Below are 13728 nucleotides of genomic sequence, written 5' to 3' on the forward strand. Positions count from 1 at the left end.
AATATTGATTAATTAAAGTAACGAAGGTTTTGTTACCTTTTTTATTTATAATAAAATATAAGTAATAGTAAAGTTATTAACAATAGGAGGGATTTAAGTAAATTTGTAGAATTTAGTCTATATTGAAGTGATAATAAGGCTGCTCAGTTAATTAAAAAGTCAGTTATTATTTGGTGTAACTATATCTATAATGGGAAGTTCGTAGGGAGCCAAGACTTTAATAATTATGAATATCTGATGAAAATATAAAAGGGGGGGATCATATGGGACTATCAGATGCACATAAGGGGTATGAATACCAAGACTTACTAACTTCATATTTTATTATCAATGACCTTCTCAAAGGCAATTCTTCAGAGTTCAAGGTTGACATCAAGGAATATGATGATGATAAATTCGATGATCTTACCGTGATTAATAATAATGAGATAGTCAAACGACAAATCAAGTATAGTGATGATAAAACGGTAGCAAAAGGTGATTTCTCATCTATAGATTATGACCTTGCACTAGATGTACTATACAATTCATGGGAAAAATTGGATCGTGATAAAGAGGTATCAATAAAAATACTACTTGCATGGGATTATAATGATGATATTGATTTTTTTCAAGAGGTAGGCGCAAGCAATGATTTTACATCTCCAAATGTGAAACAATACAAGATTAATATAGATAAAATTTGGGTTATGGGCGAAGAAAAGCCCATAAGTTCTTGGAGACGGTTAAGAAATAACGTGGCAAATATATCTAGAGATAATTTTAAAGAATTTCTACAAGAGTTGAAAGTAGAGCTATGCCTACCAAAAGCAAGTTTAGATATAGTAAATAAAGGCGAAATGGAAAGAATAACCATAGAGTGCCTAAAGGATTTTGGAGTAGGAACTTATCCGAACCATGAAATATCTCCAGAGGGTGTTCTTCTGAAGTTGATGAATATAGTTAAGAATGCAAGGGCTAACCAGAGAACACTAAAAACGGATCAGATAGTTAGTGCTTTGGGTTTAGTTGTTGGTTATGGAAACATAGAGCAACTATTTCCTGTTGATTCAAGTAGCAATATCTATGATGAAAATGCATTTGAAAAGTTCTACTCAAACATCTGCAAGAACAACAAGACTATATTAATTGGTGAGCCAGGATCGGGGAAGTCGTGGTTTGTTACTAATTTTATCGAGTACCTTAAATCACAAAATATTCTATTTGCTAGGCATTATTGCTATACAAGTTTGGATGATATATTTTACACAGGAAGAATTACCTCCAATATATTCCTGGCAAATCTGATTAATGATATTATGCTCGTCTGTCCGCATTTAAAGGATATAAAGACATCCAGGTTTGGTGTTGACGAAAGCGAACTTCAATCACTAATTGATCACATTGATAAAGAAATTGTCATAATAATAGACGGACTTGATCACATTGAGAGGATCAAGTCATCTCATGAATCTACCGTCGGGGCAAATAAGACTGATATCATAGAGATAATCAAGAGAATTAATGTTCCTATAAACGTGAAAATTATCGTTGTATCACAACCAGTTTCAGAAGTATTAGAATTGTGCGAGCAAAACTATAAACTCATTGAAATTGAAAACTGGGATACAAATACAATTGGTAGATACCTTGAAATTAGAGATATTAGTATGTATGAAGAAGCCGGTGAAGTGTCATTAAGTAGTTATTTGTTTAATAAGAGCAATGGTAATCCTCTATACGTTACTTATTTGGTCAATGAACTTTCAAAGTCCAGTTTTCTAGATTCATGGGAGGACACTCTTTCTTCAATTCCAGACTATAATGATGATTTAAAGGGTTACTACGACTATTTGCTAGAACAGATTGATGAAGATCATAAAGTAGTATATGTATTATCTGGAGCATCTTTCTATTTGAGTATTGGAGAGCTGAAGGCTATAACTGGTTTAGGCAATTATGTTGAAAAGAGGATAAAGATACTACGTAGTATACTTAAGGAAAGTGCTGTAAATGGTGGATTTATAGTTTACCATGAAAGTTTCCGAAGATATATACTAGAATTGCTTTATGGGAATGGGCTCTCAATTTATGACAATATATATAAAGACCTTATCGTGTGGCTTGAGAGTATTGGTGTATATAGCAATATTAAGGCGTTCAACAATTTATTCAGGCTGTTATACGAATCAGGCCAGTATGATAAGCTATTGGAATATGCTAATGTGGAGTTTGTTAGTGAAAGTTTTTTTAGAGGTTATGGATTTGATGTAATAAAGAAAAATTCGGATTATTTTGTGAAAGCGGCGACTAAGAAAAAGTCATTTTCAAAATTGGTGATGCTTTCAGAGTTATCAAATATAGTGTTGAATGCAGAATTCTATTATGAGATATACGAGGAAAAGTTCTCAATGTGTATTGGACAAATACATGGATTTCAATGGTTAAGTGAAATGCTTATCTACGAAGGAAAAGCGAGCATGCCTTTGAAGGAAGGATTGAGAGTTTGTTACTCATGCTCACGTAACTTTGTTACTCCACCATGGAAAAAATATATAAATGGATTGCTAGAGAAGAATAAATCTCACAAAAACCTCAATTCAGATGAACGCAAAGAACAATTGAAATACTTGACAGCTGCAGCGATTGATATGGATACGAACAAAGATGGTGTAGTTCGCTATGCAACTGATAGTGAATATATAGAATACATGAAAATTGTACTGGATGAGTATGACCATAGAGACAGATTAGATGAACTCATCTCAATTCTTACAGATATGGAATTAATGGAACAATGGCGTGGGTTGATAGAGGGGAGTGACGAAGGGCAGTTAAATGAAGAATATGTAAAAGATATTCTCAACACAGTCAAAACCGCTGAGGGTATTTATGGTGATACAGAAGGTAAAGTTAAATACTTAGTTGCAAATGCTAAGAAGATTTATGAAGAATATTCTAGTGATGTAGAGGCACTGGTTGAAGAAATTGCTGATTTAAGTTGGTTTCACAATTGGATTATCTTTGTATTTCAATCCAGTGTGCTTGAGGAAGAAAGCGAAATCAAGGGAGATAAATTAGTAGAAGTTTATTCGAATCTAAACCGGGTAACAGCGGTAGCAAATCACGGTATACGTACTATGGACTTATATGGTCTAAGACAAGAAATTTATGATACTATCCAGAAACCATTGAGAGGTATCATTTTATGTAAGACTGAATGGGAGAAAATCCTTAGTATAATTGTTGAATCTTCAATTGATACAATGGTAACTTTTCAAAATGCAATGATGGGTCCATTAACAACTGATAGGCTATTTGAACTGGTTACAGAGATATCTAATAATGAAAACTATGACTTTGTGTTAAAGCATTTTGGTGATGTGACTGACGAACAGAAGACAAGAAGAATACATATGGATTTAGCTGATTATTATATGCAGAAGTCCATTTTCTTGTATAAGAATAGAAATGGACAACAGGGAATCCATGAATTTCGCAATGCTATAAGAATGATAATGTCATATGGACAACATAGAGATCGAACATTAAGCAGATTAATGGATACAGTTGAAGATATTTACGGCATAGATTCTGAAAAAGGCAGAAAGTGCATAAAGCGATTAGGTGCAATGTCCGTTGCGGTGGTAAGACAAACTGATGGAAAAGAAACAGATGATTATCAGAATGAGTGGTCACAATTGTTGTGTAAATATGAGCCAGAACTGGGATTGAAGAAATTCATTGTAGATTCGGAAAGTTATAAACAATCTTGGCTATGTGAGAATACACTAGAGACAATACTTACTGATTGGCTAACGCCAAGGTACTCAAGAATTGGGAACGCACTGTTTAAGACTATGCCCGATAAAAGTAGCAGTGATTTCATACAGGCTTACCTTAATAATATTGCAGTGATAGACAAGGGAAAAGAGGTGCTTTTGGCAAGAACTTCTGTTGTTGACTTGATAAGCAAATTTAAATTTAACGATGATGCATATGAAGTTGAAGAACGGTTTATAGAAACTGTAACAAATTTATGCGAAAAATATGATATAGATTGTAATTTGATTAAATCTAAAGAGTATCCTGTGAAATCTTCTAATGATGAAGATAATAACGTCCAAATCATAGAAACGTTTAGTGATAAAGGTGTAGATGAGAAAAACATATATGAAGTCTTAGACTTTATGAAATCATATGGATATTCTGAAGAGGTAAACAGTATTGTAAAGACATATCTGGTAAATAATGAAGAAGTGTCGCAAGAGGTTAGGGTTGTTATTAATCAACTCGTTGATTTTGCTTTTGAAAGTCCTGTATTTAGAAAATATTCGAATATTCAAGAGAGAGTAATCTGTTTTGGAAAAATGAATGAAATTATAGATGGTGTAAGGGCGTATCTCAATCTACGAATCTATCTTACTCAAAAGGACGGTTGGTACCATAAATATAATGGTTATGAATTTTTCACAAAGGCTTTTGATCTAGATGAAAAGGTGACTATTGATTCATACTTTGAATATTTTGAGAGTATGTATAAGCCTTTTGAAGGCGTTAACGAGTTATCTGATAACATAATAAAAATGCTATCTGGCCTTGATGACTGGAGAGAAGAAGTTCTAGCATTGTGGGACTTAGTTTATGACGTTATTGATTTCCGATTGAGTTGCAGAGTAGAGATTGAATGGGAGAAGATTGAAAAAGAATTTGAAGAATACTGTATTGAAGAGTTGTTGTATCATGCGTTATTAGTGAGGTTGCGTTATGGAACAGCAGATATACATAAGTCAGTTTTTGCTTCTATCGAAACACTGCTTACACAAGATGCAGAGAGGGCAATGTTTATAAGACCATTTAAGCGGGTTTTGGCGAATCATTTTAAGTATATAAATTTGAGTATTGTTATGTTAATTCAATTAGTTGAAGATATGTATTCTTATAAGGAAAGAGAGAAATATCAATTAGTAGATCTTGATGATTACATTTGCATCAATGCATATGGAGATGATGGATTCTTATTAAACTTCTTGTTGGGTGGAGATATTGAGGAAAGAGTAAAACCAAAGGTTCAGAATACTAATCAAGGATTTAACGATTATATTCTTCGAGAGTTTAAAGATTCAGATCAAAGATATAAGTTGCTTGAAAGTAGGGGCATATCAGTTGATGATTATATCCTGGGATTTTTAAGTGAAATTCATAATGAAAGCAATATGAGAATTTTATCTAACACATATATGGACAATGTATCTAGTTTGTTGATAGATAATATCCAGATTCATAGTGATTACCTAAAGGCCATAGGGAATGCTGTTATAAATTATTTATGTTGGGGAGAAGAATTTGGGAGTATTTTTGCAAGATTGAGAAGTGTTGAAGACAAAGAATATTTTTACCACAGTATTAGAGAAGATGTATTACTACTAAATGCAATTAGTAATTCAGCAATAGCAAGGCCTAATGAAATTCCACACCCAACGGATGTAAAGGATAGAGTGTCTAGTGTAGACGAAGAAGACTGGATTAGGTTAGCATATATTGAACGAGAATATGTGTATGCGGAAGATTTATGGAGGTCAAAACATATTGGTGATAACTGTAAGATCTACCAGACCTATTCTGCTGTGGGTTTCAGTAAAAGTAAAAATCTGCCTTTATATCATAATTCCTATAGAGGTTCTGTTCTTGGTCTTATATATCCTAAACATATGTGTAATCCAATGGGTCTTAAGGGGAAAAAAACCGTTGTTTTTACGGATGCGAGTATAGAATATAACCCATTTATGACATATTATCGATATGATTATTTAGCTCTTACTTTCGAAGTTCTTAGTTTATTGCAAATAACAATGACAAGTACTGATAAAGGGTTAGTTGGAATGGATTTAGAGGGGAAATGCGTTCTTAAGTATCAAAATTGGTGTAAGTATAAACACTTGACTGGTGAACAGGAAAGGACTCCAGTATTAAGAGGAAGTCAACTCCTTGTATCGAAAGAGATTTTTAATAAGCTAGTAATTGAAATTGGATATGAACCATATTGTTATACCATAAGTGAATTGATTTTTGGTGAATAGGTTTATGGATATTGTTATGAGAGTTATTTTTAAAATTGGTGTATTATTGTTACACCCTTATCTTCGATTGAATGTTTGGATAGGTTACACTTAGTGGGACAATTATATTAAAGTAATTTAAAATTAAATTCCCATTTCGCCAAGGAACTAGTGGGGGTTAACGACATTATTTTTGTTTACTCGGCATACTGTAAGTGGAAGCATAAGAACGTTTAAACTGCATGAAATGAGTATTGGGTATAGATAATAGCTAAGTTACAAATTTCCCATCATCTATATAATTGGACATACTATTGACATGCTTGTTGGGCTAATTAAGGGCAGTCTAATGAAAGATACAACATATCAGTAAATAGTAATTTGTTAATTTAGTTAAATTACATTATAACAATAATGCAAAGAAAAAATCCTTGATTATAATAGCACAATTATGGACAACACAGAGATAAAGATATTCTGAAACTTATGAAATGAGGAGGAGTGGGATGGATTATCCATATAAATGTAATTTGAAAGTGGAAAAAGTTTTTGGAGAGCAACAAGTTGGAATAACATTGTATTCTGGACTTACAATTTTCGTAGGTGCAAATGCATCGGGAAAAACACAAACTTTAAAGGAATTGAGAAATCACCTTAAAAGTAATATGGGTAGTAATAAGGTGAGATATTTATCTTCGAATCGAATTGGGCCAATGGAACAATTTAGGTCGAAGATTAATCAGTATTCATATCCAGCGGATCAATATAATGTTGGTGATCAAGGTGCGAGACAAGCTCGACATGAGATTGAAACTGTTAATGGAGACTTTTTTACAATGGATGCTAGAAAGGATGTATATATTAAGGTTGCAGAGCGTCTCTCAGTGTTATTTAACAGACAAATCTACATACGCTGGGACGCAGGAAATATGAAAGTGTTTTTTGGAAAGACAGAAACTGAGGATGAGTATTCAGTTGTAGCTGAGGCAAGTGGACTTGTTAATATTATTTCAATTTTGGCTGCATTATTTGATGAAGATGTTCAAGTATTAATGATTGATGAACCAGAGGTTTCTTTGCATCCACAACTTCAGTCGTATTTATTACGTGAAATTCAAAAAGCAGTTTCCAGTTACGGAAAAGTTATTATTATTTCGACTCATTCAACGGAACTGATATCATTTAATTCAATTAAAGATTTAAGTAACTTGGTCTTTTTTACTGAAAAAAAAGTCCCAATACAAATAGCACCAGAAATGCCTGAATTGAAAAATCGAAAACTAAAAGACTTTTTTATGAGAATGAGTCAAGTTTATAAAACTGGGTTCTTTGCCAAGAAAGTACTATTGATTGAGGGAGCAAGCGATTTAATAATCTGTCGATTTCTTTCGAACAAGTTGGACCTCAATATTGATGTAGCAGGATCGCAAATTATTCCAGTTGATGGAAAAGGTCAATTTCCTGTGATTACAAAACTTTTTAGGTTAATTGGAAAAGAAGTTGCCGTTTTGACCGATTTAGACGGATTCACTGATGATAATAGTATTGTAGACTTATTTTCACAATTGCCTTACGCAATAAAGCTGGCAAACGAATTTGGTAACGAAAATATTTCCGAAATGATTAGAAGTATAAAGTCGAAAATCTCAGAATTAGTACAATCACATAAGGATGATATGAAGGTTGTTTATGAAGCACATCCATATTGGATAAATAAGGATGATAAGGAGGAGGAAGACAAAGCTATTCGAAGAGCACTAGTAGCTCAATTATTCAGCTTTGATGATAGTGAATTGCAAAATTGGCCTGATGGCACAGCATGGCTGAGTTTGAAAACAAGATTAAAATCTCTTTTTTCAATTCTTGAAACTGTTGGATGTTTTGTTCTTAAAAAAGGAGCCATTGAAAGTTATTATTTGTATGCGCCTAATACAACTTATAGTGAAAAGCCATCAGCTGCGGCTGATGAAATAAGTGAACTCCAAACAAAAGATAATGAGCTTATTTGTAATAAATATGAAGATGTGATACTGTCGTTGAAGTATGCTGCATTAACAAAAAATGTGGATGAGAGTTTCGCTGTAAAGAAAGAATTGCTAAGTGAATTGGCTCTTGTTCTCGGGGTATTACCAACAGTTTCAAACGAGAAAGAAATATACTCTATTATCAAACAGGCGAAAGGAAGTTCAAATTCTTTGTTTAACTATAGGATTATAAATAATAATGACAAGTTGGGTGTTGAGATCTCTTTGCATTCTGCCATCATTGATGTGAGTGGACTACCATTTCAAATATTTACCGGTCAAAATGTAAATGAGGTTGTCAATGGCAATGTTAAGCAAAAAATATTATGAATTAAGGTTTAAAAGAGAAATTGGTGGAATTTTACATTATGTTTATAACACGATGATGACAAATTCCAATTTGAAGTGATGATGTAACATAAGTAAAAATATAGTTCATATTTAATTTCTTAAGTTATGATATATTTTCATTAAGATAATAGTAATCATAATTATTTGTTGAACTTTCCGTTATCTATATATTAAGAAATTGAATATATGGAGTTCCTCTAAGACAATTAGAAAATGGAGCCGCTTCTAAAGCAGTTGTTAGGGAAGTTAATTAACACCCAATATATAAAAAGACTCCGATAATACTGTTATAGTGAACCGTACCATAAGCAACGGAGGTTTATATCCTTAGGCATTCACATAACTTGCTTAAGGCTGTTTTTACAGGCAAAAATACTTTATCATAAGAAATAGTTTATTTACAAAATATGTTATAATAAAATTAGGAACAAACTTGAGTGGTAGACAAATTGTAATTTGATGATGAGAAAAGTCAAAAAATCTAATTTAATAGTTGAATATGCAAAGAAGTGATGTAATAGAAAAGGAGAAGAAAATGTATAGTATAGATAGTGATGTGAAATTTCCTGATATGAGTCATTATGATATTAATGATCCAGGAGGCATTGCATTATATTTAGCTCATTGCGATTTTTATCCATTTAGAAGTGTGATAGAGAATAATAAGATTGCCTTAGATGCTATAGCAGATAGTTATAGAGAGATTGCAAGAAAGGCTACTAAAATAAATGATTTTGAAACAGAATGTTGGGCGATGACAAGTGGTACCTTACACGCAAGTAGGGTAGATTTACTAACCCAGTATTCATTATTACTAACAATGGTTTCATTGTTAGAAGAAGCAGTTAATACGCTTTGCAGAATTTATCATGATGTGTATAAAATCGAAAAGGAACTAAAAGATATAAGAGGAAGTGGTTTGGAGCGTGCTGCAAAATATATAAAGCAAGAGGTTAAGATAGAAGAATTTAAATCTGGAAAATGGGAATATATAACGGCAATAAGAGATGCAAGAAACATGATTGTACATAATGGTGGAAGAGTAATTAAAGAGGAGGATTTTATAAAGTTTGACAAGTTTTCTATAGGCTATAGGGACGAGGATAAACAGATTTACTTGGAATATACAGATATCACTAAGATGTATGATGCAATTATGGAATTTATGGACAACTCATTTAAGCTAATTCCAAATAGATAGAATTAAATATAATTTGAAATATAAGGTGACAAGATTGATTGAGAAGTTACATTTGTTAGTTATACTAGATAAATTCTAATTTATATTATTGAAATTATAAATTTTAAATAGAAAAAATTATATAGGTTTATTTTTTATAAAAATTTGATATACACTTTATAAAAGTATCAAACATACCCAATACCACCCCCTAGCTATAGTGAAATAGTTTACCAATAGTCCAGGAGGATAAAATGTTCAAAACCTCCGTAGCCATCCACTATGGATTTCAAAATATTACTTTAGAATTACACCATGTTTATGTAGAATATATACACAAGAATAAAATGGAAAAACCTCATTTGTGGAAGTTATAGCGAACCGTACCACAAATAACGTAGACTTTTTTAAATAACTTTATACAGAAGCATATATTAAGTGATTTGAATTTTTGTAAAAGATTTAAATAAGGTTCATCTCCACCATATAAATCCACGACAGAAATGTCGTGGATTTTATATATAAAATTGAGGGGTAATTTTGAATAATATATTTGATAAGATGTAATTAATACTACAGTAATATTAATGTAAAGATAGTTACTGCTTCTGGAAATGCAGCAGAGCTTCTAATGTTTATGTCGAAAAAAACATAATGAAAATTATAACAAGGTGGAGGATTGTAATGGTAATTGACGAAATAAAGAATTAGAAGGGTAATATTAATTGGAGGTAAAAAATAATGGGTGTAACAAATGAGTTAGAAGAGTGGATATCAAAGCGAAGCTTATGGATACAAAATGCAATTAATAGAATTACCACTAATGACTCTATTGATAAAGAAGATATAACTCAACTAGTTGAATTATGTAAAAAAGAAGCTGGTATACTAAAAGATATTAACGGTGATTTAAAACCTATAAAAGTTTCACTTGGGCATTTAAATAATGAAGATATATCAAATAATTTAGTAATTGAATCTATATCTAATTTAACGGGTATGTTTGCATTATCACCAAGAAAGCCATTGCAACTGGGGAAGAAACCATTGACTGTTGTATATGGAAGAAATGGGTCTGGAAAATCAAGTTATGTCAAAGTTTTAAAACATATGTGTGGTGCACGAAATCCTGGTAAATTAATTAGTAATATTTTTGAAAATAAAAATCAGATTAAAAGTTGTAATATCGATATTAAAATAGGAGATAACCATGAACGTATTTATTGGAAACAAGATGATGGTGTATCTATTAAATTAAAAGAAACAGAAATATATGATACGGATTGTGCTTATGTTTATGTGAACTCAGAGAATGAAGTTACTTATGAACCAAGACTTCTAACTTTGCTAACAAGGATTATAGATGTTTGTACAAAAGTTAGTGAAGTAATAGAAAAGGAGATTGAGAATAATCAATCAAAAAAGCCATCTATTCCAAAAGAATATATGGATACTGATTCTGGAAGATGGTATTTAAGCTTGTCTGCTAAAAGTAATAAAGATTTTGCTTCCAAATGCCAATGGAATGGTGAATTGGATAAACAATTACAAGCTTTAAAAGAAAGATTAAACGTAGTAAATCCAATAGAACAAGCTAAGACTTTACGAAATAAGGTAAATTCATTGAATAAATTGATCAAAAGTATAGAGGAAATGGAAAAAGGATTAGGAGATGATATTTGTAACAAATACTTAGAGCTTAAAAAAGATGCTGAATTAAAAAAAAGGGTTGCGAATGAAGATGTTGATAAAGTTTTGGGCATGGCACAGTTAGAAGGAGTTGGAATAGAAAGTTGGAAGATTTTATGGCAACAAGCTCGTGAGTATTCAGAAAAGATTGCCTATACTGATAAAGTTTTTCCTAATGTAGCAGATGGGGCGAGATGTGTTCTATGTCAACAGCCTTTAGATGAGGAAGCAAAAAATAGATTGATATCTTTTGAGGAATTTATTAAAGGTAATATTCAAAAACAGGCAGAAACAGCAGAACTGGAGTTTAAAAATTATAGTGGTAAAATAATTAATATTCCCGAAGATTCACTCATTGAGTTAACAATTAATTCATGTGGAATTGTAGATGAGATACAGATAGCTTTAATTAAATCTATATATAATGATTTTGAATTAAGAAAAAAGAGTTTATTAAGTGCAATCAATACTGAAGATATTGCTAATATCCCTAATATTGATTTTTTAAAAAATTTTAGAAATGAAATAGATATTTTTGAACAAAAGGCAATTACTTTCCATGAAGATGCAAAAAATCAAGGGAGAGACATTATTCAAAAAAAAGTTTGCGAACTTGAGGCTAATAAATGGTTACATCAGCAAAAAGAAAGTATAGAAGAAGAAATACAAAGGCTTTTATTAATTGAAGATTTAAAAAAAGCTAAAAGGTTAACTAGTACTCAGGCATTTTCAGTTAAAAAATCTGAGTTGTCAAATAAACTTGTTACCGAAGAATATATGAACAGATTTCAAAAGGAGCTAAAGCTATTAGGGGCTTATCAATTAAAAGTAGAACTTGTAAAAACCAAAACACAAAAAGGTCACATATATCATCAGATAAAACTTCAAAATTGTAAAGAAAGTATTAGTACTAGTGAAGTGTTAAGCGAAGGAGAAATGAGGATTGTATCTTTGGCAGCATTTTTAGCAGATGTAGAAAGTCGAAAAAGTAGTACTCCTTTTATTTTTGATGATCCTATTAGTTCGTTAGACCAAGAGTATGAAGAAGCAACGGTTGAAAGATTAGTTGAATTAAGTAAAAATAGGCAGGTAATTGTGTTTACTCATAGAATATCTTTATTAACATTAATAGAAGATGCAGTAAAAAAGCATGGTGTAGAGGCATCAGTAGTTTCATTAAGAAATGAACAATGGGGTGCTGGTGAGCCTAATGAGACACCGATTAATGTTAAGAGTCCAGACGCAGCATTAAATTCACTGATAAATGAGAGGCTTTCAAAAGCAGTTAAAATATTAAATGATTTTGGACAATCAGAATACGAAACGATAGCTAAATCTATTTGTAGTGATTTTAGAATAATAATAGAAAGGTTTGTTGAAAATAAATTGCTTTGTGACGTGGTGCAAAGATTTAGAAGGTCAATTAATACTTTAGGAAAGCTTGAAAAAATTCCACTAATAACAGTTGATGATTGTAAACTTTTTGATGAGTTAATGACTAAGTACTCTAAATATGAACATTCTCAATCAATCGAGCTACCAGTTTTTGCACCTAGTGTTGAGGAGTTAAGAGAAGACATGGAAAAGTTGAAAAAGTGGAATGAAGAATTTAAAAAAAGAGTTAAGTAATATAGATTTAGTGAGGTTTAAAGGTCACACTTCGCCGCCACTAATAAAGTTTTCGATAAGTGGCGAGAAATTTTTAACTTGGAGAGCTAGTTGTCTTTCAGAAATAATTAGAAGTTTCCACCACTGAGGATAAAACTTTACTACAAATAATTATAAGCAAGATAACTATAAAGAACAAAAAAAGATATAGACAGTATAGAATTATACTTTGATGAAAAGACACATAAATATTTTATAAATAGTAATGAGGGAGAATCTCCAGATGATAGGCGTTCTCCTTCTTTTATTTTGTTTACCATTAGATTTTAGTTAATTAATAATCAATTATTTATTAAGAGACTTTTCTAGTGAATTGACAAGTTCCTGAAATTTTTCTGGATTAAGGTTTCCATTTTCTAAAGATTGTTCAATTAATGCTGGGGGGATATTTTGCATAGCATTAAAAAGAAAATGGATATTTTGCATTAACTTTAACATATAATCTTGATACGCTTTATTTCCTATAGTGTTAGCAACTATACTTTCTTTTTTAATCCATTCGATTTTATATCCTAAGATATCAGCAATTTGTTCAATTTCATTATAACGTAAAGTTTCGTTATTTATCTTTTTACTTAAATTTTGAACACCATGGGATGTTCCATTACGAGTATTTAATTCGGTCTGAATTTGAGTTAATGTAATACCAGATATAGCTATATAAGATTTTAAAAGCTCTTTTAAGCCCATATAATCACCTCAGTATAATTATACTAAAAAGCTTAAATATAGTCAATATAGTATAAATTTGTGCTTTTTTGGCATAATTATATTGATT

General features: G+C 31.3%; 5 protein-coding genes. 4 read left to right on the top strand and 1 reads right to left on the bottom strand.

The annotated features are described in order from the left end of the window. Positions 1 to 263: 263 nt before the first annotated feature. The 4 genes from JK634_RS17840 to JK634_RS17855 all read left to right on the top strand — a co-directional run bounded on the left by JK634_RS17840 (position 264) and on the right by JK634_RS17855 (position 12911). Positions 264 to 6059: a P-loop domain-containing protein gene (locus JK634_RS17840; protein WP_202769080.1), complete on the top strand. Its 5796-nt coding sequence runs from the start codon at positions 264 to 266 to the stop codon at positions 6057 to 6059. 485 nt (positions 6060 to 6544) lie between these two features. After that, the gene (locus JK634_RS17845) at positions 6545 to 8392 is read left to right on the top strand and encodes an ATP-dependent nuclease (protein WP_202769081.1); all 1848 of its coding nucleotides are present in this window, start codon (positions 6545 to 6547) and stop codon (positions 8390 to 8392) included. 520 nt (positions 8393 to 8912) lie between these two features. Next, positions 8913 to 9614 (top strand): hypothetical protein, encoded by a 702-nt coding sequence (locus JK634_RS17850; RefSeq protein ID WP_202769082.1) that lies wholly within the window; start codon positions 8913 to 8915, stop codon positions 9612 to 9614. 720 nt (positions 9615 to 10334) lie between these two features. Beyond that, positions 10335 to 12911, top strand: a complete 2577-nt coding sequence (locus JK634_RS17855) for an AAA family ATPase (protein ID WP_202769083.1) — start codon at positions 10335 to 10337, stop codon at positions 12909 to 12911. Between the two features lie 324 nt (positions 12912 to 13235). On the opposite strand, the gene JK634_RS17860 is transcribed toward JK634_RS17855, so the two are convergent. Further along, positions 13236 to 13640, bottom strand: a complete 405-nt coding sequence (locus JK634_RS17860) for a hypothetical protein (RefSeq protein ID WP_202769084.1) — start codon at positions 13638 to 13640, stop codon at positions 13236 to 13238. Positions 13641 to 13728 lie beyond the last annotated feature (88 nt).

The sequence above is a fragment of the Clostridium paridis genome (assembly GCF_016765615.1).
In the GTDB taxonomy this organism is placed as follows: domain Bacteria; phylum Bacillota; class Clostridia; order Clostridiales; family Clostridiaceae; genus Clostridium_T; species Clostridium_T paridis.

What these genes read in the sequence shown, in the direction of transcription:
- JK634_RS17840 (WP_202769080.1), top strand. Translation starts at nt 264, where the DNA reads ATGGGACTATCAGATGCACATAAGGGGTATGAATACCAAGACTTACTA.
- JK634_RS17845 (WP_202769081.1), top strand. Translation starts at nt 6,545, where the DNA reads ATGGATTATCCATATAAATGTAATTTGAAAGTGGAAAAAGTTTTTGGA.
- JK634_RS17850 (WP_202769082.1), top strand. Translation starts at nt 8,913, where the DNA reads ATGCAAAGAAGTGATGTAATAGAAAAGGAGAAGAAAATGTATAGTATA.
- JK634_RS17855 (WP_202769083.1), top strand. Translation starts at nt 10,335, where the DNA reads ATGGGTGTAACAAATGAGTTAGAAGAGTGGATATCAAAGCGAAGCTTA.
- JK634_RS17860 (WP_202769084.1), bottom strand. Translation starts at nt 13,640, where the DNA reads ATGGGCTTAAAAGAGCTTTTAAAATCTTATATAGCTATATCTGGTATT.